Here is a 25,228-nt window from a genome sequence, read left to right as displayed (position 1 = left end):
TATGAGAGAGGTATAGCTTTATAATTCTTATTGAAAACAGGAAATTAATTAGTTGAATTGAATTTGAAACTATGCGTCTCAAATCTCAATTCTCAAATCACAATACTATAATAATGTTTCAAAACAATATAAAAATCGCTTGGAGGAACCTTAAGAATCAGAGGTTTTATTCCTTTATCAAGATTGGGGGATTTGCATTTAGCATGGCTATTTGCTTATTGATAGTGCTTTATATACAGCATGAATTGAGTTATGATAAGTTCTATAAGGACTCTAATCAGATTTTCAGGGTTGTAGGGGTTATTACAAGAGATAATGTGGTACAGAAGGGTGTTTCTATGCCTGCACCTGCTGGGCCTGAATTGAAGGAGGAGTTCCCTGAAATTACAGCTTTTGGTCGTGTATTATCGAATCCGCTTTTTGGTGCGGGTAGTAATCAGGTTGCGACGAATGAAAACCCTGAATTGTTTAGTGAGGAAGGTTTTTGTTATGTTGACCAGGGCATAATGGACATGTTTCCGATGGAAACAGTATATGGTACTTTAAATCATGCTCTGGATAATCCCAGTACGGTTGTTATTACTAAAAGTAAGGCCGAGAAACTATTCAAAGGAGACCCTACTGGAAAGACTATTTATCTAAACAATGATAAATCTAAGGGCTATACTGTTACCGCTGTAATCGATGATATCCCGACGAACTCGAATTTTTACGGATTTGATTTCTTTATGACCTTAAGTGGCCATGAACCTTACCCTGGCGAGAAACAGAATTGGTTGGCTTCCAATTATTCGACCTATTTCAAGGTTAAAGATGGGAGTGACATCGCTGAACTAGAGAAAAAACTAACCAGATCATATATTGATGATCATTATCGTCCTGCGGTCGTGCAAGCCGGCATGGCAGTGAATGAGGAAATATGGAGGTCTGCAAAGATGACCTTGCAACCTTTAAAGGATATTCACCTACATTCAAAGGGCATTCAAAATAATAAGATTGAAAACCAGAATCGAGGTGATGCCCAATTGGTCTATATCTTTGCCGGAATAGCAGCTTTAATATTGATCATCGCTATCATTAATTTCATCAATCTTTCGACTGCAAATGCCAACACCCGCGCCAAAGAAGTGGGTGTAAGAAAAACAATTGGGTCAGATCGCAAGTCTTTGATCTGGCAGTTCATTACCGAGTCTTTATTATATTCCTTAATATCAATATTGATTGCTATCGCCATTGCCTATTTACTTTTACCTTCTTTTAATGGAATTGCAGGAAAATCATTGTCCTTCCCTTGGAAGAACTTAGTGTTTATCCCCTCGCTCCTACTTTTTGGTTGTTTTATAGGCATTATTTCAGGGGTATATCCCGCATTATATCTATCATCCTTCAAACCGATTGCCGTATTAAAAGGAAAATTAAATTTAAAATCTCGCAACAACTGGTTCAGGAATGGATTAGTAATCTTTCAATTTTCTACATCCATTATCCTCATTATCGGAACATTAATCATCAATCAACAAGTAAAATATATACTCCATAAAGACTTAGGATTTGACAAGGAACAGGTTTTGGTTTTACGCGGAACGAGTACTTTGGATGGAAAACAAAAGGCGATGAAGGAAGAACTGAAAGGTATTTCCAGCGTTTCATCGGTTTCCGTTGGAGATTATTTACCCGTTATGATGGATGGGGTAAGACGGAATGGCAATGCCTATTGGATTGATGGCCGGCAGAATGAGGATGTCGGAATTGGCGGACAGAATTGGGTGGTTGATGTGGATTACCTAAAGACATTCGGCATCAAACTTATTGAAGGTAGAAACTTTAATATGGAAATGCCAACAGACTCAACAGCTGTCGTCGTTAACCAAAGTATGGTTAAGGAACTTGGTATAACCAATCCCATCGGAGCGAAGATTCGGAATTTCGCAACCTTTACCATTATCGGGGTGGTTGAAGATTTTATTTTTGGAGATATGAAAGGCGAAGCCGTAAAACCATTGGCTTTGATGATTGGTGGTAGCCCTAATATGATTTCCATTAAGCTAAATACCAACAACCTTGAACAGACCCTTGCTGAAATCAATAAAGTATGGAGCAGCTTCTCTCCCAATCAGAAAATTCAATACACCTTCTTAGATGAAGGTTTTGAAAAACTATATGCCGATGTACAACGCACTCAAGCGATCGTTTCAACCTTTGCTCTATTCGCCATTTTCATTGCCTGCTTGGGATTGTTCGGTTTAGCGGCATTTGTTACCCAACAACGGACTAAAGAAATCGGTATCCGAAAAGTCCTAGGGGCAAGCCTACCAGGAATCATTAAATTGTTGTCTACAGATTTTATAAAACTGGTTTTAGTTGCCATTCTCATTGCTTCTCCAATAGCTTGGTGGGCTATGAATAATTGGTTACAAGATTTTAGTTATAGAATTGATATCCATCCTTGGGTATTCTTAGCAGCTGGAGGCTTAAGTTTGCTGATTGCATTTGGAACCATCTGTTATCATGCTCTTAGGATAGGAAGGATCAATCCTGTGAATAGCTTGAAAGAGGAGTAGGTAGACGGGGAATTGAACCAGGATGGCAAGGATGAGAGGATGGACCAAGATCTGGGAATGAACAATAATTAATAATATCTGATTTCCAACATTAAAACTTATAGTGCACATATTACCCTGTGGGGGTGAAATTATTTTAGCAAAGATTTTTTAGTTGTACTACCCCTTTAGGGGTTGAATTGGTATTAGGTCAATAAACTACCGGAATCCAGAATTGAACCCCTAAAGGGGTAATCCTTCAATTCTATCATTTTCTAAAATAATTAAACCCCTAATGGGGTTTTCCAAGGTGTTAAAAAATAATACCCCTATCACCCTGTATGGGTGAAATTATTTTAGCAAAGATTTTTTAGTTGTACTACCCCTGTAGGGGTTGAATTGGTATTAGGTCAATAAACTACCGGAATCCAGAATTGAACTCCTAAAGGGGTAATCCTTCAATTCTATCATTTTCTAAAATAATTAAACCCCTAATGGGGTTTTCCAAGGTGTTAAAAAAATATTACCCTTATCACCCTATAAGGGTGAAATTATTTTAGTAAAGATTTTTTAGTTGTACTACCCCTGTAGGGGTTGAATCGGTATTAGGTCAATAAACTACCGGATTCCAGATTGAACCCCTAAAGGGGTAATCCTTCAATTCTATCATTTTCTAAAATAATTAAACCCCTAATGGGGTTTTCCAAGGTGTTAAAAAAATAATACCCCTATCTCCCTGTGGGGGTGAAATTATTTTAGCAAAGATTTTTTAGTTGTACTACCCCTGTAGGGGTTGAATCGGTATTAGGTCAATAAACTACCGGAATCCAGATTGAACCTCTAAAGGGGGTAATCCTTCAATTCTATCATTTTCTAAAATAATTAAACCCCTAATGGGGTTTTCCAAGGTGTTAAAAAAATAATACCCCTATCACCCTATAAGGGTGAAATTATTTTAGCAAAGATTTTTTAGTTGTACTACCCCTGTAAGGGTTGAATTGGTATTAGGTCAATAAACTACCGGAATCCAGAATTGAACCCCTAAAGGGGTAATCCTTCAATTCTATCATTTTCTAAAATAATTAAACCCCTAATGGGGTTTTCCAAGGTGTTAAAAAAATATTACCCTTATCACCCTATAAGGGTGAAATTATTTTAGCAAAGATTTTTCAGCTGTATTACCCCTTTAGGGGTTGAATTGACAATTGAGCGATAAAATATCAATATTCATAAGCTGCACCCTTTTGTGTCCTTCCAATTCTGAAGGATCAGTGAAGAATCTGTACGGCTCACCATCAAACGACCTTGTCATCCTTGACCGAAGGTCAAGGAACTGTTCGCCAATATGTTTATCAATATATTTAAATCTGTCAATTCCCCCACAATAACCCGCTAGAAAGGTCTTATGTCTTGTGTGTGTTGTCTATTGTCTGATGTCTATTGTCTAATTATCCCCCAACCGTTCAGTACCGAACAAAAAACGTTCGATATCGAACATGTCTAACACCTTAAATTATTACATTACCCTGTTTTTCAGTACTTTACATTACTGGCAAATGTATTGTATTTCAATTTTTGTGAGTCAAGGCTTCCATAAAACAGACCTTTACTCCAATGGAAACACATTACCAATATTAGCATGAATAATCTAAAAATAGCTTTCCGGAACATTCGTAAAAACAAGGGTTTTTCGATTATCAATATTTGCAGTTTAGCATTAGGTATAACCTGTTTTTTACTGCTGTTGGCTTATGTTTACCATGAGTTGAGTTATGATCGATATCTGTCCAATTCAGATCGGGTTTCGCTGGTTACCTCTTCGGTGAAATCTCCGGAGGATGCTGATTTTACTTATTGGAGGGTAACTCCCACGGCTGTTGCTCCTGTCTTTGCAAAGGAATTTCCTGAGATCGAGAAAGCTGTCAGGATGTATACTTACAATAATGCGGCCTTGATTGAAAATGGCTCGGAATCGATAAAAGAGTCCGGTCTAAAATATGTGGATGCGGATTTTTTAAAAGTCTTAGATTATAAGGCTCTTTCTGGAAATGCAAATTCCGCATTAGCTAACCCCAATGAGATTGTATTAACTGAATCATTAGCGAAGAAATATTTTGCCAATGAAAACCCAATCGGTAAAACAATCTTGATTGACAAAAATCCATGGAAAATAACTGCAGTTATAGAGGATCTGCCGACTTATACTGAAATACGTTTCTCGGCTTTGCTGTCGAACAAGGGCTTGGAGAGATATCAAGAAGAACCGCAGTGGGGATCAGCAAATGACATCACTTTTATTTTGTTGAAAGCAAATGTCAATCAGCAGGCATTACAGGAAAAGGTAGATGCCTTTATGAAGCAGCAACTGAAAGAACAATATGATGCTGGTTATACGATAAAAATCAATCTAGAAAATATTGAAACGGTGCATTTGCATTCAAAAGCAGCTGGTTCGGGGAATTTATTGTACCTCTATATCTTCGGCTTTTTAGCAGCTGCCCTCCTATTGATCTCGGCGGTGAATTTTACGAACCTTTCCCTTGCTCATGCTACGGAGAGAGCTAAAGAGATTGCTGTCCGTAAAGTAATTGGTGCTCATAAAAAGGGGATTTTCAATCAATTTATTGTGGAAGGCGGAATGATGGTGGGCATAGCTTTGGCAATGGGGATTCTACTTGCCTGGCTTTTATTGCCGGTATTCAGTATGTACTTAGGTGTCCCTATGAAGCTTGAGGTATGGTCCAACCCATATTTCTATTTAGCGGTTATAGTTTTCTTCATCGTATTGAATTTTATTGCTTCCGGTTGGCCAGCATGGGTGATCGCACAATTCAAACCGATCAGCGTGATCAAAGGGCAACTCAAGTCGAATAAGACGAAGGTCCCAGTGGCCAAGATCTTGATAACCTTCCAATATTGCATTTCGATCTTTTTGGTAATCTGTACTTTATTTGCCTATAGGCAGATGCAGTTTATCCAAACCATGGATACTGGATTAAACCGTTCTCAAATTGTCGTATTAGACGGTGATGTATTAAAAACAAAGGGGCTGGAAAACCTGAAAAATGAACTTAGAAACAATCCGTCTATCAAGAATATTTCGGCATCCTATGATTCACCAGTCAATGTGCAGGGTGGATATTCCTTGGAGACTTCTGAAGGCAAGAATCCAAATTTCAGCATGGATATTACGGCATTGCCAATTGAAAGGGACTTTTTGTCGACTTTTGAAATTCCAATCCTCGCTGGGGAACCATTAAATGAAACGGATATCATTAAAGCTAGAGATACTTCTGCAAACCGTTCCGTTGCCATCATCATCAATAAGATGGCGGCAGAAAGAATCGGCTGGACTCCAGAGGAAGCAATTGGCAAGACCGTCAATATCAATGGAAGAAGGGGACCTGTGAGAGCGGTGGTAGACAATTTCAACTTTGCCTCTTTGAAAGAGGAAGTTCGGCCAGTAGCCTTATTTCCTGAATACAGCTATTTCGGGAATGTCTTTGTAAAAATAAACGCGGGCGCCAATACGACACAATCCCTACAGGATATACAGGTGGCATTCAACAAAATATTACCAAATACAACCTTTAATTATCATTTTTTGGATGATGATTATGCTGCCCTCTATAAACAGGAACAACAGACTACCAAGATCATGCAACTCTTTGCTTTTGTAACTATAGTAATTGCCTGTATAGGTCTATTTGCGATTTCTGCTTATACCGCACAACAACGCGTTAAGGAGATTGGCATCAGAAAGGTTCTAGGTGCTTCAGTTGGAAAGTTAGTGGCTTTATTGACTTCTGATTTTATAAAATTGGTGGTCTTGGCCTTTATCATTGCTATCCCATTAGGATATTGGGCCATGGATAAATGGCTGAGCAACTTTGTTTACCATATCCATATCGAATGGTGGATATTCTTTGCTGCCGGTTTGATTACCCTTGTTATTTCCTTTATGACTATTGGAGGTCAAGCCATTAAAGCGGCTAGGGCAAATCCGGTGGATAGTTTGAAGGATGAGTGATTCAAGAGCTAAACTCTTGAATAGATATGAGATTTTAGATGTGAGATATGAGACAGTGGAAAGGTTATGATGGCGAATAAATAAATTACTTTTTGATTTAGCATAGATTATGAAGAATTTGAATTTGATTTTTAGGAAATTATGGAAGAATAAGTTATTTACCTTCCTGAATATTATTGGTTTGGCTATTGGGATCAGTGCTTGTTGGATCGTTTTTAGGCTGGTGAATTACGAATTGAGTTTTGACAAGAATCACGCGGAGGGCGAGAAAATATTCAAGGTATATGGGGTATTCGAGGAGATTGCTTCTACAGATCGGTTTGATGGGGTTCCAACTCCATTAGCCAGATATATTAAGGAGAACCTTTCGAGCGTAGAGCTTTCAGTTCCAGTTTATAGAAAATATTTCCCGAAAATCACGAATAGCACAGACTCCAAAGAGAGTTTTAAGATTGAGGATCAAGAAAACATCATTGAAACCACAAGTGATTATTTCAAAATGGTCCCTTATGAATGGTTGGCGGGGAATCCCAAACAAGCATTGCAGCATCCTAATGAGGTCATACTTACCAAAAGTAGAGCGAACCAATATTTCCCGAATATAGACCCTAAGGAGGTTGTGGGAAAGACCTTAATGTATGACACGACTCTCTATTCTGTATCTGGGGTTGTTAAGGATCTGGAAAGTCCAAGTAGTTTCTTGGCGAAGGAATTTGTAAAGGTATCGGACGATAATTGGAATTCAGACCTTTGGGTTTCCTTTATGTCTAACTTCACTTTATTTGTAAAATTAAAGTCGCCGAATGATAGGGATGCTTTTGTCAACGAAGTCAGCAAGAAAATCCATGAAATGACTAAAAAGGATTTCGCTGAAATGAATACCAAAGCCGGAGCAGGTGTAACTCCGCTTGCCGATGTACATTTTGACAAGAACCTTCAAAATAGTTCGAATATTAAAGTAGTCTATGGATTCATCGGTATAGGTGTATTTTTACTCTTATTGGCGACCATCAACTACATCAACCTGACTACAGCCCAAGTACCGTATAGAGCCAAGGAAATTGGTATCCGGAAAACCTTGGGTGAACAACCCTTTGATGTTACCAAATCCTTTTTGATTGAAACTTTTTGTATTTGCATTTGCGCACTATTGCTTTCTTGGCCTTTGACGAAAATTTTCGAAAAAGCTTTTGAATCCTATTTACCAGCAAACCTGAATTCATTTTCAGATATTTTGCCTGTCAGCATTTTCATACTAGGCTTAGTCATTTTCATTAGCATTGCCTCGAGTATTTACCCCGCTTACCTGATCAACAAGGTTCAGATCTCTGAGGTCATCAAAATGAAAGGCATTGGAAAATTATCAGTGGGTAGTATTTCGATCAGAAAGGTCTTGATCATATTCCAATTTGTCATTGCACAAGGCTTTGTCGTATCCACTTTTATCATGGGGATGCAAATGAAACATACCATGACCTCTGACCTTGGATTTAACCATCAAGCATTGATTACGATGCAATTACCTTATAAGGTCGATCAAAATGCTGATGTCGACCCTTATGTATTTAAGGATGCTTTGTTGAAACATAGTCAGGTTGCTGGAGTTGCATTAGGCCATTTACCCTTGTCCGATAACCATTGGGGGAACTTTGTTTCTTCAACTGCCGACACTGGAGTAGTGAAGGTAAATGTACCTTTTAAGTTTGTGGACAAAGATTATTTTGATGTTTATGGAATTAAGTTGTTAGCAGGAAGAAATTTGAATATGGCAGATACCAGTTCGGGAATCATCCTGAATGAATTGGCTATTGAAGAAATGGGCTTCAAAAGTCCCGAAGAAGCAATAGGAAAAGCAGTAAGTGCCTATGACAGGGATAGAACGATTACAGGTGTTACCTCAAATTATACGAGCAAATCATTTCATACAGAAAAAGAAGGGGTGGCAATGTTGATATCTAAGAATAGAGGTCAACTTCAAGTCATTTCCGTCAAATTACATGCTGATCCAAAAACTTGGAAGTCTTCCATAGAAACCATCGAGAAAGAATGGAAGAATATTTACCCCAATGCTCCATTTGCCTTTAAATTTTACGATGAAAATATCCGTCAGCTGTATGAATCAGACCATAGGTTTTCTAAAATCATCAACCTTTCCACTGGGGTTACCATCTTATTGAGTTGCCTCGGATTAATTGGCTTGGTGACTATCTCTACCGCCCAACGAACTAAAGAAATTGGGATCCGCAAAGTATTGGGAAGTTCCATTTCAGGAATCGTTGGTCTACTTTCAAAAGACTATATTAAGCTGGTCTTAATTTCCATTTTGATTGCTTCTCCAATTGCTTGGTGGGCATCCAATAAGTGGTTAGATGATTTTGCTTATAAAATAGACATAACTTGGTGGATGTTTGCGATTCCAGCGCTGGCGACTGTTGTTATTGCTTTCTTGACGATGAGTTTCCAATCCTTGAAAGCGGCCAAGGCCAATCCGGTGGATAGCTTGAGGGATGAGTAATTCAAGGGCTGTGCCCTTGATTGGATTTGAGATGTGAGATATGAGATATTAACCTGATTGGAAAGGATAGGATGATTTAAGACGATCCTGTGGAGCAGGAAAGGTCTAAATACTAATTACTTGATACTAAATACTAAGCATAAGATATGATAAAGCACGATTTGAAAATAGCATGGAGGAATCTATGGAATAACAAAAGTTTCTCGTTGTTGAATATTCTTGGTTTAACCTTAGGTTTTGCAGGGTTTATTTTATCTTATCAGTTTATTAATAGGGAAAGCAGTTATGATAAATGGAATCCCAATTATGATCGAATTTATCAAGTTGGACTGGAGGCCAATGGAGAATACAGTGTTGATATGCTCCCTTCGATGGCGCAGACGCTGAAAGATAATTTCCCAGAAATACAATATGCCGGAAGAAAGATTGATTTCACTTGGGGTATTTATCCATTATTTGGAGAATCAACAGTCAATATTAAAAAAGCTCTGGCAATAGACTCTTCTCTGGCTAGGATATTTCAAATCGAGAGTAAGAACGGTCCCTTGTACAAGAATGCTGAGCAGAATGAGGCGAACCTAATCAAAGAGCCGATTGCAAAATTGCTTTTTAAGGAATATCAAGATTTTAGTGAACCCAAGAAAGTTCCTGCACTCAGTCTTGCCATGGGGGTTCATGATACGTTCTATGGATTGATTCAAGAAAGAAAGCTTTCGATTATCGATGGCGATGTCCTCTATATCAGAAAAATAGATACAGAGGAAGAAGGTAACCCTTATCTAGTTCAGACCTTTATCCAAGTAAAAAAGGGTATTGATATCGAGCAATTAACAAGTAAAATTAATGACCTCTTTACCAACACATTTTCCAAGAAGGAAAGAATTCAAAGTTCGGCCTTTGCTAAAGGTAAGGTCTATTTGGATCCGCTACAGAATCTATATTTAAAACCAAAAGCTGGCAGCAACACGAATTACCTAATCGTTTGGATTCTTGCTGTTCTATCAATCACTATTTTGGTCCTGGCTTGTGCCAATTTCGCCAATATGATGATGGCAAAAGCCAATCAACGACTGAAAGAATTAGCCATCAAGAAAATCTTGGGGAGTTCAAGATTTGCTTTGATACGGCAATTGCTTTTGGAAGTCTTGATTCTTACTAGTTTTTCAGCAATCTTATCTTTTGTTTTGCTCATCATCACTGGAAACTCCTTGCAGAAATGGTTTAATGATGATCTAATGACTTATATCCTGAATATTCAAACTTTAGGTCAATTACTGATTGGGATTTTAGTTTGCACCTTGATATCTGGAATATATCCTGCGATTTCGCTATCTGGATTTAATTCTGTGAGATTATTGAAGGGAAACCACCTTTCCCTTGGTATGAATAACCGACTTCGGAATATTCTAATCATAGCCCAATTTATTATTGCGATCATTTTTGTAACTGGCATGTTTGTCGTACGACAGCAAGTCAATTTCATGAAGGATTCTGACAAAGGATTTGAACCTTCACAGGTTATCAATTTTATCGGGGTTCCCATGTATTATGACAATAAGGTTGATGGGACTTTTTATGATTTCAAGCAGCGATTGCTACAAAATCCTAGTATTATCTCCGCTTCGCGAGCAACGACCATCCCTGGGGCTAGGGAATTGCCCCCTCAATTTGAATTTAATTATAACACTGAAAAACGGGACTTGGACCATGTCGGCATTGACCCTGAGTTTTTCCAGACATTAAACATCAATTTCTTGTCTGGTGGAAACAGTCCCTCTATGGACAAATTAATTACAGATTCTACCAAACATTATGCTGTCATTAATGAGGCTGCAGCAAAAGCATGGAACATAGACAATCCTATAGGTAATACCATCGCTGGTTGTGATGCTAATTTTGAAATCGTAGGAGTGGTGCAAAACAGCATTGCCTATGGATTTGAAAACAAGGTGAAACCAACAATTTACTCCTATAAGGATGAATGTGGAAAGGGTAGATTTAAGACAGCCTTTATTGTAAAAACTGCTGTAGGAAAAACCGAAGCTGCAATAAAAACCATGGAAAAGGAATGGTTGAAAAACCCTGCTGCTGAATCATTGCCTTTGGATTATGAATTTATGGATCAAAGTTATGCCAGCTTGCAAAAGAAACAAATAGAGCTGCAAAAGGCATTCAATGGATTTACGTTATTGGCGGTCATAGTTGCTTGTCTGGGCTTGTTTAGCATGTCGGCGTATCAGGTTTCAATCAAAAGAAAAGAAATGAGTATCCGGAAGGTCTTAGGGGCTTCCATCGCTTCTATCTTTTTCCAGCTCAATAAACCATTTTTTAAAATATTCATCATTGGGACCGTAATTGCTGTGCCAATTGCTTACCTTTTAATTGAATCTTGGCTGAACAATTTTGCCTATCATATAGAAATAAAATTCTGGTATTTTGGTCTTGCCATTTTAAGTATATTATTGATCCTTTTTATTACCGTATTCTTCCAATCTTTAAAGGCAGCAACAGAGAATCCGGTGGATAGCTTGAGGGATGAGTAATTCAACGGCTGTGCCCTTGATTGGATTTGAGATTTGAGATGTGAGATATGAGATATTAACCTGATTGGAAAGGATAGGATGATTTAAGACGATCCTGTGGAGCAGGAAAGGTCTAAATACTAAATACTTTATACTAAATACTATAAAAAATAACATGATAAAATTAGAACACATATTTAAGTGGTACAATGTTGGCGGGGCCAAAAACTTTATTTTAAAGGACATCAATTTGGAGATCAATGAGGGGGATTTTGTTTCTATTATGGGTCCTTCGGGGTCGGGGAAGTCGACCTTATTGAACGTCATTGGGATGTTGGATGAGCCGGATGAAGGCAGCTACAGCTTTATGGGCGAGGATGTGCTGAATATGAAGGCGAAAAAGAGATCGCAATTGTTTCAATCGCATATCGGATATGTATTCCAATCATATCATTTAATTGATGAGTTAACGGTATATGAGAATATTGAAACGCCATTGATCTACAAGAACCTTTCGTCTTCAGAGCGCAAGAGCATTGTTTCAGATATGTTGGACCGTTTTAACATCGTGGGCAAAAAGGATCTGTTCCCTGCTCAGCTTTCTGGTGGACAGCAACAAGTGGTCGGAATCGCTAGAGCATTGGCAGGATCGCCAAGGTTGCTGTTAGCGGATGAGCCTACCGGAAACCTGAATTCGAAACAAGGGGAGGAAATCATGGAGCTGTTCAAACAACTGAACGATGATGGCATGACCATTATACAAGTGACTCACTCTGAGAAGAATGCAGAATACGGCAAGTCCATCATCAATATGTTGGATGGTCAATTAAAATAACAATTTGCTGAAGGATTTTTGGGATTGCCTTTTATTTCGTAAATTTCATTGTGAATGAAAAAGAAATTAAGGCACTCATCTATCTTTTGGATGATCCCGACCGGGAGATTTTTCAAGAGATAGAGCACAAACTAATCACATGTGGGCCTGAGGTTATACCTTTATTGGAACACTCGTGGGAATCTTCTTTTGACCCGCTTTCACAAGGCCGGATTGAGAATATCATTCATAGAATTCAATATGACCAGGTCAAGAATGACCTGCAATTATGGAAGCTCAATAATTCCGAGGACCTCTTGGAAGGTCTGCTGATCATCAACCGATACCAATATCCAAATCTTCATGAAGAACAGGTATACTACCAACTCGCGGAACTCCGTAGGAATGCCTGGTACCACCTGATGTATGATATGAGCCCCGTGGAGAAGGTAAAGTTGTTGAATAATATCCTATTCCGTGAATTTGGGCTTTCTGGCAATACTTCTAATTATCATGATCCTCAAAATTCCTTCATCCATAAAGTGCTGGAAACAAAAAAAGGGAATCCAATCAGTTTGGCCTGTATATATGCTTTGGTGGCCCAGAAACTGGATATACCAATCTATGGTGTTAATCTTCCCAAACATTTTGTTTTGGCCTATGTGGATGGCGAAAATCAGGATAAAGTCCAATTTTATATCAATGTTTTCAACCGCGGACAGATCATGCGTGAGGAAGATATCTATGCGTTCTTGAGACAGCTCAATTTACCGCTTTCTGATAATTACACCCTGCCATGTGATAATATCGCAATCATAAAAAGGGTATTGAGAAACCTGATTGCAGCTTATGAGCATGTTGATAACGCGGAAAAGAAACTGGAGGTGGAAACCCTGCTGACCTTAATCGAAGAAGACGAGATTAATTAACCTCGTCTTCCTACAAATACTTTTATTTTATGATTTAATTCCTGGCATCTAAGGATATCCCTCTTGGAGTCGAAGGAACGCTCCTACCAGCTTGCTGATATTGATAAGTGGCATTTGGCGCAACGTCTCCATTATCAGTCTTTAAAAATCTATAAACTGCTTTTGAAACAGGATCAGCCACATAGATAAACTTGCTGTCTTTTCTGAAATCAAGCTCAACATCCACCGGTTGCTGTAATTTGGTATTTATCCCTGTAATAATACGTGAAGGGCTAATAACACCTGTTGCAGCACTGATTTTCGCATAATCATCAAAGATGAGAATCTTTCCCTGGTAAGTTGCCGATGCACCAGTTCCTACCTGTACAAAATCGGTCAGCGCAAGCATATTGTTTACCGTATCGACTGACATACCACGGATATTGCTGGCATTCTCAACGGTCAGTACTTTGGAAGGCTCCACCGAAGCAACAGTGGAATCTCGGGAAATAACCAGGTTGTCGTAAATTTCAACTCCCCCATTTGTTCCAGATTTACTCACCACCAATCCGCTTTTCACTATGGTCACATCCCAAGGGTCTATATTATTTTTAAACCGATAGGTCTGTCCCGGTTTTCTGAATTCGGATAACCCACGAGGTCTGTCGAATACATAGTAACTTGGTTCATCGCCACCTACAGAGATGGTGTACAACTTATCAAGACTTGGATGGAAGACCAAACCACGCACTCCTTTTAAAACGCCTTGGCGGATTTGATTTTTGTCATTGCTCAAAGCACCAGTTTCACCAATATTCAGTTTGTAGACAAAGGTGTCTGTAACAGTGGTATTTAATGAAGATTGAAAAATAATGCGTGCACTTGGGTTGAAATAGATTGAATTTCCGCCCCTTACATTTCCTAAAAAAGGAGTGGCACGAAGGCTCATGTCCTCTTCCTCATCTGCATTCGGCAGCAACACAACGTTGTTGAAAGGCGTTAATTCGGGGTTTTCATTGTAATCAGAGTAGGATATATATAGTCTTGAGATAGAGTTGCTTGTAGTAGGCTCATCATCGTCTTTTTCACAGGAATAAAATCCTATGAGGGTGGCAATGGCGAGTAGCGCAAATACGTATTTAAGTTTCATAAATAATCAATTTATTACAAATGTATAAAATAATCGTTTGTCGGCGTGCTCTCAGGGCTTTAAGATTGTTAAAGTTGGTTAAATAGATGGTTTTCCGTAAAATTGCAGAATAGATAATAAAGCAATGGAGAACAAAGAATTTGTAAGAGAGAAGTTGGAATTGCCCAACGAAGGGAAAAAGCTTTTGCTTCACTCCTGCTGTGCTCCCTGTTCTGGTGAGGTAATGGAGGCATTGATTGCTTCCAACATAGATTTTACGATCTATTTCTATAATCCTAACATTCATCCACGGAAGGAGTATGATCTAAGGAAGGAGGAAAACATCCGATTTGCTGAAAAGCACAATATTCCATTTATTGATGCCGACTATGATGTAGATCACTGGTTTGAGTTGGCAAAAGGCATGGAGCATGAACCTGAGAGAGGGATTCGCTGCACCATGTGTTTTGATATGCGTTTTGAGAAAACGGCTGAATATGCTGCTCAAAATGGCTTTGATGTGATCTCGAGTTCACTTGGTATCTCGCGTTGGAAAACGATGAGCCAGATCAATGATTGTGGGGTAAGAGCGGCATCGCGATATCCGAACATGGAATATTGGACATTCAACTGGCGCAAGAAAGGCGGTTCAGCGAGAATGCTGGAAATCAGCAAGAAAGAAAGGTTTTATATGCAGGAATATTGCGGTTGTGCTTATTCATTGCGCGACACCAATAAATGGAGGATGGCGAACGATCGTCCGAAAATTGAATTAGGAAAAAATTATTACGAATAGCCTAGACGATTTTTTAAAATAAATTTCATTTATACTTAATTAATCGTTACTTTTGCAGGCTCAAATGCAAGATTGTGAAGTATCTAAAAAAATACAGAATACCATTTTCAGGTCTTTCAACAGGTAAGCACAGTTTTGACTTTGAAATCGACGAGAAGTTCTTTGCATGTTACGAACATTCCTTGATACAGGAAGGCAATCTGAAAGCGGTTGTCGACTTGCAGAAACAGGAGAACATGTTGATAGCTAATTTCGACATTCAAGGCACCATAAAACTGACTTGCGATGTTTGTCTATCGACCTTTGATTCGCCCGTTCACATTAAGGAACGTGCTTTGGTAAAATTCATCGACGAAGATTGGAACGAGGACACGGAAGAAGTGATCACTTTATCCAAGAACGATTATGAATTGGACATTGCTCCTTTGCTGTATGAATACATCAATGTAGCAGTACCACCCTATCCTAAGTGTAATGAAAACGGAGATGGGATAGCATGTGATCCGGAGATGTTGGACAGAATACAAAATGAAGAAGAAAGCTCGTCTGAGGAGGACAATGAAAACATTGACCCTCGTTGGGAAGCATTGAAGAATATTAAAAATAACTAAAACAAAAGATACGAGATGGCACATCCAAAACGTAAAACTTCTAAATCTAGAAGAGACAAGAGAAGAACACACTATAAAGCTGAATTACCTAGCTTAACTGTTTGTAAAGAAACTGGCGCGGTGCACAGACCTCACCACGCATATACAGTAGACGGTAACTTATACTACAACGGTAAATTAATTATTGAGAACACCGCTGCTGTCTAACGACATCTTTCTTAAAAACATCCCAAAAAAGTATAATATTTTATATTATTAACTTTCACTTGGGATGTTTTTTGCGTATTATTGAATAATATAAATAATAACGAATGAAGATTGGATTAGACGTGTTGGGAGGTGATTTTGCTCCTGATTCTAATATCAAAGGAGCGATTGAAGCTCAAAAACAGCTGGACGATTCGCAACGGATTGTTCTTTTTGGTGATGAGGAAGCCACTAGAAACGCTATTGCTGAAGCTGGATCTGACCCCTCAAAATTTGACTATGTTCATGCACCTGAGAACATCGGTATGCACGAACATCCCACAAAAGCAATCAGCCAAAAACCTAACTCTTCTATAGCCAAGGGATTTGACTTATTGAAAAACGGAGAGATTGATTCTTTCTCTTCAGCAGGCAATACCGGTGCAATGCTGGTAGGCGCCATGTTCAGCGTAAAGACTATTACAGGTGTCTTGCGTCCTGCAATCGCGACCAATGTTCCTAAGCTAAAGGATGGCTTTGGGATCCTGTTGGACGTTGGGGCCAATGCAGACTGTAAGCCGGAAATGTTGAACCAATTTGCTATCCTTGGAAGCTTGTATGCAGAACATGTATACGGCATTTCCTCACCAAAAGTCGGCTTGCTGAACATTGGTGAAGAAGAAGAAAAAGGAAACAACCTAACCATCGCAACCTACCCTCTTTTAAAAGAAAACAACAAGATCAATTTTATCGGAAATGCAGAAGGACGTGATCTGTTCAGTGATCATGCCGATGTAATTGTTTGCGATGGCTACACTGGAAATGTAGTACTGAAGCTAGCTGAATCATTTTATGTAGTTACTCTAAAGAAAGGGTTCAAGGACCAATTCTTTGACAGGTTCAATTACGAGCAATATGGCGGCAGCCCAATTTTAGGGGTAAATGCTCCTGTAATCATTGGCCACGGTATTTCAACTCCAAAGGCTATAAAAAATATGGTATTATTGTCGAGAGATATGATTGCCTCAAAATTCATTGAGAGGATCAAATCTGCATTTAACTAAAAAATATGTCTAAAATTCACGCAGCTATTACTGCAGTACATGGTTACGTTCCGGACTATATCCTGACCAACAAAGAGTTGGAAACAATGGTAGACACTAACGACGAATGGATCGTAACCCGCACAGGAATCCGTGAGCGAAGAATATTAAAAGATCCAGGAAAAGCTACTTCTGACTTGGCAGTGCCAGCGGTAAATGGCCTATTGGAGAAAAGAGGGATTTCTGCTGAGGATATCGACTTAATAATCTTCTGTACCAGCACACCGGATATGTTATTCCCTGCTACAGCAAACATCTTGGCAGACAAAATTGGCGCTAAGAAAGCTTGGGGTTTCGACCTTCAAGCGGCTTGTTCAGGATTTCTTTTCGGATTGACCACTGGAGCTCAATTCATTGAATCTGGAAAACACAAAAAAGTACTGGTTGTTGGTGGCGATAAGATGTCATCAGTAGTCAATTATAAAGACAGAAATACCTGTATCCTATTCGGAGATGGATGTGGAGCAGTATTGCTGGAACCAAATGAAGAAGGAAACGGACTGATCGACGCTGTTTTAAAAACAGATGGATCTGGCGGTCAATTCCTAAACATTAAAGGCGGTGGTTCTTTGAACCCAGCTACTCATGAAACAGTAGACGCAGGCCTTCATTACGCTTACCAAGAAGGTCGTACCGTATTTAAATTTGCAGTAACCAATATGGCTGATGTAGCTGTTGAAGTTATGGAAAGAAACAAATTGACCTCGGAAGATGTTAATTGGTTAGTTCCACATCAAGCAAACAAGCGCATCATTGATGCCACTGCAGAACGTGCGGGACTACCAGAGGAAAAAGTAATGGTAAACATTCAAAAATACGGAAATACAACTAGCGGGACCATTCCATTGTGTTTATGGGAGTGGGAAAGCCAACTTAAAAAGGGCGACAATCTAATCCTAGCGGCATTTGGCGGTGGGTTTACATGGGGCTCTATTTATTTGAGATGGGCGTATTAATCTGCATTTTATTATTACCTTTATAGCTATTTATTTTTTAAAATTATTAAACAAACCTACTAGCATATGAGTATGGATATTAAACAAATTCAAGATCTGATCAAATTCGTTTCCAAATCGGGTGTGAATGAAGTATCAATCGAAGAGAAAGATTTTAAAATTACGATAAAGACTAATCAAGAGCCTACTTACGTAACGGCAACTCTTCCTGCAGCTCAGGTTGCACCGGCGGTTGCTCCTGTTGCGGCTCCTGCTCCAGTGGCTGCTGCTCCTGCAGCTCAAGCTCCTGTTGCTGACGAAAGCTCAAAATATATTACTATTAAGTCTCCTATTATCGGAACATTTTACCGTTCTCCAGGACCAGACAAAGCATCATTTGTAAATGTAGGTGATGAGGTTACTCCTGGAAAGGTTATCTGTATCGTTGAGGCAATGAAGTTGTTCAATGAAATCGAATCTGAAGTATCAGGAAAGATCGTTAAGATTTTGGTAAATGATGCTCAACCTGTAGAATACGACCAACCTTTATTCTTAGTAGACCCTAGTTAGTTTTTGGAGTAATTCCAGAAACTTTTTTTATTGTGCTAAGAGATAAAGTGTTACATCAAAGAGTATTATGTTCAAAAAAATATTAATTGCCAATAGAGGTGAAATCGCACTTCGAATTATCCGTACTTGTAAAGAGATGGGAATTCAAAGTGTTGCAGTATATTCTACTGCTGACCGCGACAGTTTACACGTTCGCTTCGCGGATGAAGCTGTTTGTATCGGCCCACCTGCTAGTAAAGATTCCTATTTAAATATTCCAAATATCATTGCAGCAGCTGAACTTACAAATGCTGATGCAATCCACCCTGGATACGGTTTCTTATCCGAAAACGCTAAATTTTCCGCAATCTGTGCTGAGTATGGCATCAAATTCATCGGTGCTACCGCTGACCAGATTGAAAAAATGGGAGATAAAGCATCGGCTAAAGAGACAATGAAAAAAGCTGGTGTTCCAACCATCCCTGGTTCTGACGGTTTATTACCAGATGTAAAAACTGGTTTGAAAATCGCCAAGGACATGGGTTACCCTGTAATCCTAAAAGCTACTGCCGGCGGTGGTGGCCGCGGAATGCGTATCATTTGGAAAGATGAAGAGTTTGAAAATGCTTGGGATTCTGCACGTCAAGAATCTGGTGCTGCTTTCGGAAACGATGGCTTGTACTTAGAGAAATTTGTTGAAGATCCTCGTCATATTGAAATCCAAGTAATCGGTGACCAATATGGAACAGTATGTCACCTTTCTGAACGTGACTGTTCAATCCAAAGAAGACACCAAAAATTAGTTGAAGAAGCTCCTTCTCCATTTATTACACCAGAATTGCGTGCTAAAATGGGTGAAGCTGCCATCTTAGGTGCGAAAGCCGTAAAATATGAAGGTGCTGGAACAATCGAATTTTTAGTTGACAAACACCGCAACTTCTACTTTATGGAAATGAATACCCGTATTCAAGTAGAGCACCCTGTAACTGAAGAAGTAATCAACTTTGACTTGATCAAAGAACAGATTAAAGTTGCTGCTGGTATTCCTATCTCTGGAAAGAGCTATGAACCTACTATGCATGCAATCGAATGTCGTATCAACGCGGAAGATCCATTTAACAACTTCCGTCCGTCACCAGGTAAGATTACCAACTTCCATTCACCTGGAGGTCATGGTGTACGTGTAGATACACACGTTTACTCAGGATATACAATCCCTCCTAACTACGATTCAATGATCGCGAAATTGATTTGTGTAGCACAAACTCGTGAAGAGGCTATCAATACCATGGAGCGTGCGCTAAGTGAATTCGTTATTGAGGGCGTAAAGACAACCATCCCTCTCCACCTTCGTTTAATGCGTGACCCGAACTTTAGGGCAGGTAATTTCACGACTAAATTCATGGAAACTTTCGACCTTACGGAGTATCCTGATGAGGAGGTTGTATAAAATTTACTTTACATATACAAAACATGCCATTCTTCGAGAGAAGAATGGTATTTTTGTTTTCTTACGATTAGATCACCGCATTAAAACTACATGTCCAAGAATATTAAACTTATAGAGGCAATTAAGAATAAAGGAAAGAACATCGAAGCTGAAATGTCCTTCTTCGATCATTTAGAAATCCTTAGGTGGCATATCATCCGTTCTGTAATTGCTATTACCGTATTTGCTATCCTTTCCTTTACATTTTACGATTTTGTTTTCAACCAGATCATCATGGGCCCGAAGAACTTGGACTTCTGGACCTATCGCATGATGTGTAAAGTTGGAGCAGCCTTGAATCTGGAAGGGTTCTGTGTTGAGAAGATTCCTTTCAATATCATCAACACAGAATTGGCGGGGCAATTTATGCTCCAAATCAACTCCTGTCTTTTGATGGCGGTAGCTTTGGGATTCCCATACCTCCTATTCGAAATCTGGTTATTCATTAAACCTGCCCTTACAGATGTAGAAAGGAAATCAGCTAGAGGTTTTGTATTCTATGCTACTGTGCTCTTCATTATTGGGGCCTTATTTGGCTACTACATCGTAGTTCCTCTGTCAGTTAATTTCCTTGCGAACGTGTCTCTGAGTGAGGAAATCACTAACCAGATTACCATTGACTCTTATTTATCAACTATCGCGACTTTAACATTAGGTTGTGGAATTATCTTCCTACTCCCTATTCTGATCTTTATCCTTTCGAAAATCGGTATCATGACGCCAGAGTTTATGCGTGCGAGCCGTAGATATGCCATCGTCATTATCTTAGTCATTGCGGCTATCATTACTCCAACAGCGGACGTTATCACATTATTGACGGTAAGTGCTCCGATGTTTATCTTGTACGAATTGAGTATCATGGTATCGGCGAATGTCAAAAAAGCGAAGGAGCTCGCGGAAAAAGAATTTTATAATACAAAATAACACATCATGTCTAAAAAAATCGCAATTGGCAGTGATCACGCTGGGTTTGAATATAAAACAACATTAATCACATTCTTAAACGAATTAGGTTATACTGTTCAGGATTTCGGTCCTGCTACTGCAGATTCTGTTGACTATCCAGATTTTGCCCATCCGGTATCTTCAAGTGTAGAGAACAAAGAAAATGAATTAGGTATCTTGATCTGTGGCAGTGCAAATGGAGTTGCCATCACAGCGAACAAACACCAAGGCATTCGTGCTGCGATTTGCTGGTTGGAAGAAATTTCAGCTTTAGCCCGTCAACACAATGATGCCAATATCGTTTGTATTCCAGCTCGTTTTATTGATCTTGACTTAGCAAAACGTATTGTTCGCACATTCTTGACAACTGACTTCGAAGGAGGTCGTCATGCTAATCGTGTCAACAAAATTTCTTGTGCATAACCAATTTAAAATCAATAATGAAAAAATTACTTATTCTTTCTTTTTTGATACCGACACTTTTCAGCTGTTCGGTAGCTCAACAGGCAAATCAAAAGAAATATGCCGACCTGTTAACTGAAGAATCAGCAAAAAAACACCTTACTATTCTTGCATCACGTGAATTTGAAGGACGTGGGACAGGACAAGAAGGTGGTAAAAAAACCGTTGAATACATTGCGAATGTATTCAAAGAATTAGGTTTAAAACCAGCTGTAAGCGGCTCCTATTTCCAACCTGTAGAATTGGAAAGAACTTCTTATGTCGTAGATAAATTTACGATCAACAATAAAGCTCTTGAAAACGGAAAAGACCTATTTATCCAAGGCAACAACAACAGCAGAGACTTCAAGGCTTCTGATATTGTCTTCGTAGGATACGGCATTCAATCTAATGAATACAATGACCTTAAAGGCTTGGATATTGCGGGTAAAGTCGTGTTGGTGATCAATGAAGGCGAACCAACTAAAGACGGCAAATCCTTGATCTCTGGAACTGCTACCCCATCGGATTGGTCAACCAGCCGCTTTAAAAGAATCCAGGAATTGAGCAAACTTAAACCACAGATGATCTTAGCTGTGAGTTCCCAGAATGCTGAGATGATCAGCCGTTTTGGAAGCCGTTTGACTGGAGGTCGTTTTACATTGAAATCGAATGAAAACCAGACCAACCAGGTTACCATGGATATCCCAGTAGCTAACATTACTGTTGAAACTGCCAATCAAATCTTAGCAGCTAAAAACAGCACAGTAGAAAACATCAAAGAAACAATCAACAATATTGGAAAACCAAATTCTTTTGACCTTAAAGCATCAGTAGATGCTACCATGGGCGTGAGAAAAGAGGAGTTCCATGATCCAAACGTATTAGGAGTTATCGAAGGAACAGACCTTAAAGAAGAGGTTGTGATTATCTCGGGTCACTATGACCACGACGGAATCCTTCCTGATGGGACTTTCTTCCCAGGCGCAGACGACAACGGTTCAGGAACAGTAGGTGTGATGGAATTAGCAAGAGCATTCGCTGCAGCTAAAAAGGACGGCAAAGGTCCAAGAAGAACGATCTTGTTCATGGCTTTTGCAGCCGAAGAGAAAGGTCTATTAGGATCAAACTACTATTCGCAGCATCCTATCTTCCCATTGAGCAACACTGTTACCTGTTTGAATATGGATATGATCGGTCGTATCGATGATAAGCACTTGAATGGAAACCACAATTACATCCATGCTATTGGGTCGGATATGTTGAGTTCTGAGTTGAAAGCGATCAATGAGAAAGCCAATAAGGACTACACACAAATGGAATTAGATTATATGTATGATGATCCAAAAGATCCAATGCGTATCTATTACCGCTCTGACCAATACAACTTGGCAAAGCATGGTATTCCAGTAATTTTCTTCTTCTCAGGCTTACATCCAGACTACCATACACCAAATGATACGGTGGATAAGATCGACTTCCCTATGATGGCTAAACGCGAAAAGCTAGTGTTCCATACAGCTTGGGAAATCGCAAACCGAGACAAAAAATTAGTGGTGGATAAAACACCAGCTCCAGCACAATAAGCAATTAGAGCAATAAAATACAAAAATGGGCAGAATTGATATTCTGCCCATTTTTTATGCAATCAACTCTCCCTTAGAAAATTATCCTTCAAAATATTTTCACTTTTTTCTTGCAGATAAAAATTACGATTGTATATTTGTAGTGTACTACCACATTAATACACTAAAACAATACGCTATGTTAACCATTAAATCATTATCGTATTATTATAAACCGAACAAGAATATTCTTTGGAATATCAACACAACCTTGAAGCCTGGAAAAATATATGGCTTATTAGGTTTAAATGGAGAAGGCAAGACCACTTTATTGAAACTCATCGTGGGCATGTTGTTACCCAAGGATGGAAGCATTGAATTCAATGGACTTCGCAGTTCCGAACGAATCGCAGCCTACCTGAACGAGGTTTATTTCCTACCAGATCACAGCAAATTACCTGACCTAAGGATCGAACAATTCGGAAAGCTTTATGGAGCGTTCTACAGCAAGTACGACCATCAACAATACTTGGACTGTATCAAAGAGTTCAATATTCCGATCAGCAATAGGCTTAGAGCACTTTCTTTAGGACAGCACCGAAAGGTCCATCTTTCCTTCGCATTGGCCTGCCACAGTTCGGTCTTATTGATGGATGAACCCACCAATGGATTGGATATCCCTTCCAAAGCTGTGTTCAGGAAGTTGCTTACTAAGTTCATCAATGATGAGCGAATTTTCTTAATTGCAACCCATCAGATCCGCGATGTTGACACGCTTTTTGATCATTTGATGATTATGAAAGGTGGGAGCCTGGTTTTAGATGAAAACATCTATCATTTATCCAGGAAATTCAAGATCAGCAAATCAACAATCGATGCGGAACAGGCGCTATTCACCCAAGAGGAACTATCAGGACCTTATTATTTAGTGAAAAACCATTCAGAAAACGAATCCAAACTGGACATTGAATTCCTCTTTAACGCATTCACCAACAATCCTAAACCAATAGAATTATGAAGACAGTTTCCCAATATCTAAACAGCATTTTTGCATCCCATCGATACTTGTTGATTTCGATTCCGGTTATTGCAATCATATCCTATTCTATATGCTTGATATTTGTTAGCAATGATATTTCAACCTACCTCTTGATGCCTAAAAGCGAAATCGATGACAATATTTTGATCAATCTTGTGGATAGCAATAATATCAAATGGAGCTTTGCATTGATTGTAGGATTGCCTTTCATTCATTTAACCTTTATTTCTAGCTTATTCTATAAAAGTTATGATTTCACTATTCCGATGAATTCCTGGCAGAAACTAACTGCTTACCTATTGATCGGACTATTCATTCTCTTATATAATTACCTCATTATCCTTGGCCTCAATTATATCATTGAAATATATTTCAGGCAACAGTATTGGGATGAGGTTATAGCGGCATTAGACCGTCAAGGCAAACTCTACACTGAAATCTCAAAATACAGCATCTTTTATATCGGCAGCTTCACGATCATATCTGCTCCGATGGCATTGTTGTTCTTCCTTTTTTATCCTTATTTCTTGTTTGCTGCACTCTATTTCAGAAAATACAGCCTAGTTATTTCAGCTGCGATTTTGCTCACGGGAGTGGCTTTGGGAGTTTTTATCAGTTCAAGGATCTGGGATGGGTATTCATATCATATTTCCAACCTATCCTATATGACGTTCTACAGCTGGGTACCTAGCTTTGCCGCTGCCTTAATTACCTATCTCGGTTTTTATTATTTCTTAAAGGAAAAGGAGGTCTAGATGCAATTTCAATCAGATAAACCCATTTACCTGCAGATCATCGACATCGTGATGGAGAAGATCCTCAAAGATGAGTGGCAGGTTGGAGAAAAGATCCTCTCTGTCCGAGAATTTGCCTCCTCTGTGGAAGTAAACCCCAATACAGTCATGAGAGCTTATGATAAGCTCCAACAAGATGAAATCATATTCAATAAACGTGGACTCGGACTATTTGTAGCTGACAATGCCATTCAGATCATCCTAAAAGAAAAAAAGGAAAATTTCATCCAGGTAGAAGCACCAAAATTCTTCCAGACAGCAAAACTATTGAAGATCACGGAAGAAGAATTAATCGAACTCTATAAATCGAACTAATT

At 39.0% G+C, this 25,228-nt stretch carries 20 protein-coding genes; 19 read left to right on the top strand and 1 reads right to left on the bottom strand.

Going from position 1 to position 25,228, the window contains the following annotated elements; genetic code table 11:
* Positions 1-113: 113 nt before the first annotated feature.
* From CKW03_RS03505 to CKW03_RS03480, 6 genes are all read left to right on the top strand, one after another.
* Positions 114-2,561: an ABC transporter permease gene (locus CKW03_RS03505; RefSeq protein ID WP_093098530.1), complete on the top strand. Its 2,448-nt coding sequence runs from the start codon at positions 114-116 to the stop codon at positions 2,559-2,561.
* A gap of 1,618 nt (positions 2,562-4,179) precedes the next feature.
* Entirely contained in the window at positions 4,180-6,570 is a 2,391-nt protein-coding gene (locus tag CKW03_RS03500; protein ID WP_093100707.1) for an ABC transporter permease, read from the top strand.
* A gap of 109 nt (positions 6,571-6,679) precedes the next feature.
* Positions 6,680-9,085, top strand: coding sequence for an ABC transporter permease (locus CKW03_RS03495; protein ID WP_093100709.1), 2,406 nt, complete (start codon positions 6,680-6,682; stop codon positions 9,083-9,085).
* A 146-nt stretch (positions 9,086-9,231) separates the two neighbouring features.
* A complete protein-coding gene (locus CKW03_RS03490; RefSeq protein ID WP_093100710.1) occupies positions 9,232-11,628 on the top strand; it encodes an ABC transporter permease in 2,397 nt (798 codons plus the stop codon).
* A gap of 154 nt (positions 11,629-11,782) precedes the next feature.
* The gene (locus CKW03_RS03485) at positions 11,783-12,442 is read left to right on the top strand and encodes an ABC transporter ATP-binding protein (protein ID WP_093100712.1); all 660 of its coding nucleotides are present in this window, start codon (positions 11,783-11,785) and stop codon (positions 12,440-12,442) included.
* Positions 12,443-12,489: 47 nt separating this feature from the next.
* Positions 12,490-13,350, top strand: coding sequence for a transglutaminase-like domain-containing protein (locus CKW03_RS03480; RefSeq protein WP_373865690.1), 861 nt, complete (start codon positions 12,490-12,492; stop codon positions 13,348-13,350).
* A gap of 34 nt (positions 13,351-13,384) precedes the next feature.
* Here CKW03_RS03480 and CKW03_RS03475 read toward each other — a convergent pair whose 3' ends face one another.
* Positions 13,385-14,479, bottom strand: coding sequence for a hypothetical protein (locus CKW03_RS03475; RefSeq protein WP_093100715.1), 1,095 nt, complete (start codon positions 14,477-14,479; stop codon positions 13,385-13,387).
* Between the two features lie 124 nt (positions 14,480-14,603).
* On the opposite strand from CKW03_RS03475, the gene CKW03_RS03470 reads away from it, so the two are divergent.
* The 13 genes from CKW03_RS03470 (at position 14,604) to CKW03_RS03410 (ending at position 25,226) form a co-directional block, all read left to right on the top strand.
* Complete coding sequence (locus tag CKW03_RS03470) at positions 14,604-15,254, top strand: epoxyqueuosine reductase QueH (protein ID WP_093100716.1); 651 nt, start codon at positions 14,604-14,606, stop codon at positions 15,252-15,254.
* 74 nt (positions 15,255-15,328) lie between these two features.
* Positions 15,329-15,865, top strand: coding sequence for a YceD family protein (locus CKW03_RS03465; RefSeq protein ID WP_093100718.1), 537 nt, complete (start codon positions 15,329-15,331; stop codon positions 15,863-15,865).
* A 15-nt stretch (positions 15,866-15,880) separates the two neighbouring features.
* The gene (gene rpmF / locus CKW03_RS03460; RefSeq protein ID WP_093100719.1) at positions 15,881-16,072 is read left to right on the top strand and encodes a 50S ribosomal protein L32; all 192 of its coding nucleotides are present in this window, start codon (positions 15,881-15,883) and stop codon (positions 16,070-16,072) included.
* Between the two features lie 104 nt (positions 16,073-16,176).
* Entirely contained in the window at positions 16,177-17,115 is a 939-nt protein-coding gene (gene plsX, locus CKW03_RS03455; RefSeq protein ID WP_093100721.1) for a phosphate acyltransferase PlsX, read from the top strand.
* A gap of 5 nt (positions 17,116-17,120) precedes the next feature.
* A complete protein-coding gene (locus tag CKW03_RS03450) occupies positions 17,121-18,110 on the top strand; it encodes a beta-ketoacyl-ACP synthase III (protein WP_093100722.1) in 990 nt (329 codons plus the stop codon).
* Positions 18,111-18,176: 66 nt separating this feature from the next.
* Entirely contained in the window at positions 18,177-18,659 is a 483-nt protein-coding gene (gene accB, locus CKW03_RS03445) for an acetyl-CoA carboxylase biotin carboxyl carrier protein (RefSeq protein WP_093100724.1), read from the top strand.
* Positions 18,660-18,726: 67 nt separating this feature from the next.
* Positions 18,727-20,088, top strand: a complete 1,362-nt coding sequence (gene accC, locus CKW03_RS03440) for an acetyl-CoA carboxylase biotin carboxylase subunit (protein WP_093100725.1) — start codon at positions 18,727-18,729, stop codon at positions 20,086-20,088.
* Positions 20,089-20,178: 90 nt separating this feature from the next.
* Complete coding sequence (gene tatC / locus CKW03_RS03435) at positions 20,179-21,051, top strand: twin-arginine translocase subunit TatC (protein ID WP_093100727.1); 873 nt, start codon at positions 20,179-20,181, stop codon at positions 21,049-21,051.
* A 6-nt stretch (positions 21,052-21,057) separates the two neighbouring features.
* Positions 21,058-21,495, top strand: a complete 438-nt coding sequence (rpiB, locus tag CKW03_RS03430) for a ribose 5-phosphate isomerase B (RefSeq protein WP_093100728.1) — start codon at positions 21,058-21,060, stop codon at positions 21,493-21,495.
* Between the two features lie 17 nt (positions 21,496-21,512).
* On the top strand, positions 21,513-23,099 hold the full coding sequence (locus CKW03_RS03425; protein ID WP_093100730.1) for a M28 family peptidase: 1,587 nt from the start codon (positions 21,513-21,515) through the stop codon (positions 23,097-23,099).
* A gap of 178 nt (positions 23,100-23,277) precedes the next feature.
* Positions 23,278-24,096, top strand: coding sequence for an ATP-binding cassette domain-containing protein (locus CKW03_RS03420; RefSeq protein WP_157739387.1), 819 nt, complete (start codon positions 23,278-23,280; stop codon positions 24,094-24,096).
* On the top strand, positions 24,093-24,872 hold the full coding sequence (locus tag CKW03_RS03415; RefSeq protein ID WP_093100733.1) for a hypothetical protein: 780 nt from the start codon (positions 24,093-24,095) through the stop codon (positions 24,870-24,872). The genes CKW03_RS03420 and CKW03_RS03415 overlap by 4 nt, the downstream gene beginning before the upstream one ends.
* Positions 24,873-25,226 carry a GntR family transcriptional regulator gene (locus CKW03_RS03410; protein WP_093100734.1) on the top strand — a complete coding sequence of 118 codons (354 nt, stop codon included), beginning with the start codon at positions 24,873-24,875 and terminating at the stop codon, positions 25,224-25,226.
* The last annotated feature ends 2 nt before the right edge of the window (positions 25,227-25,228 follow it).

The organism is Sphingobacterium mizutaii, assembly GCF_900187125.1.
GTDB lineage: Bacteria > Bacteroidota > Bacteroidia > Sphingobacteriales > Sphingobacteriaceae > Sphingobacterium > Sphingobacterium mizutaii.
This window is presented reverse-complemented; position numbering and strand designations above follow the sequence as displayed.

Bases quoted from the DNA above. Each gene is read 5' to 3' on its own strand.
- CKW03_RS03505 (WP_093098530.1), top strand. From the start codon at position 114: ATGTTTCAAAACAATATAAAAATCGCTTGGAGGAACCTTAAGAATCAG.
- CKW03_RS03500 (WP_093100707.1), top strand. From the start codon at position 4,180: ATGAATAATCTAAAAATAGCTTTCCGGAACATTCGTAAAAACAAGGGT.
- CKW03_RS03495 (WP_093100709.1), top strand. From the start codon at position 6,680: ATGAAGAATTTGAATTTGATTTTTAGGAAATTATGGAAGAATAAGTTA.
- CKW03_RS03490 (WP_093100710.1), top strand. From the start codon at position 9,232: ATGATAAAGCACGATTTGAAAATAGCATGGAGGAATCTATGGAATAAC.
- CKW03_RS03485 (WP_093100712.1), top strand. From the start codon at position 11,783: ATGATAAAATTAGAACACATATTTAAGTGGTACAATGTTGGCGGGGCC.
- CKW03_RS03475 (WP_093100715.1), bottom strand. From the start codon at position 14,479: ATGAAACTTAAATACGTATTTGCGCTACTCGCCATTGCCACCCTCATA.
- CKW03_RS03470 (WP_093100716.1), top strand. From the start codon at position 14,604: ATGGAGAACAAAGAATTTGTAAGAGAGAAGTTGGAATTGCCCAACGAA.
- rpmF (WP_093100719.1), top strand. From the start codon at position 15,881: ATGGCACATCCAAAACGTAAAACTTCTAAATCTAGAAGAGACAAGAGA.
- plsX (WP_093100721.1), top strand. From the start codon at position 16,177: ATGAAGATTGGATTAGACGTGTTGGGAGGTGATTTTGCTCCTGATTCT.
- CKW03_RS03450 (WP_093100722.1), top strand. From the start codon at position 17,121: ATGTCTAAAATTCACGCAGCTATTACTGCAGTACATGGTTACGTTCCG.
- accB (WP_093100724.1), top strand. From the start codon at position 18,177: ATGAGTATGGATATTAAACAAATTCAAGATCTGATCAAATTCGTTTCC.
- accC (WP_093100725.1), top strand. From the start codon at position 18,727: ATGTTCAAAAAAATATTAATTGCCAATAGAGGTGAAATCGCACTTCGA.
- tatC (WP_093100727.1), top strand. From the start codon at position 20,179: ATGTCCAAGAATATTAAACTTATAGAGGCAATTAAGAATAAAGGAAAG.
- rpiB (WP_093100728.1), top strand. From the start codon at position 21,058: ATGTCTAAAAAAATCGCAATTGGCAGTGATCACGCTGGGTTTGAATAT.
- CKW03_RS03425 (WP_093100730.1), top strand. From the start codon at position 21,513: ATGAAAAAATTACTTATTCTTTCTTTTTTGATACCGACACTTTTCAGC.
- CKW03_RS03420 (WP_157739387.1), top strand. From the start codon at position 23,278: ATGTTAACCATTAAATCATTATCGTATTATTATAAACCGAACAAGAAT.
- CKW03_RS03415 (WP_093100733.1), top strand. From the start codon at position 24,093: ATGAAGACAGTTTCCCAATATCTAAACAGCATTTTTGCATCCCATCGA.
- CKW03_RS03410 (WP_093100734.1), top strand. From the start codon at position 24,873: ATGCAATTTCAATCAGATAAACCCATTTACCTGCAGATCATCGACATC.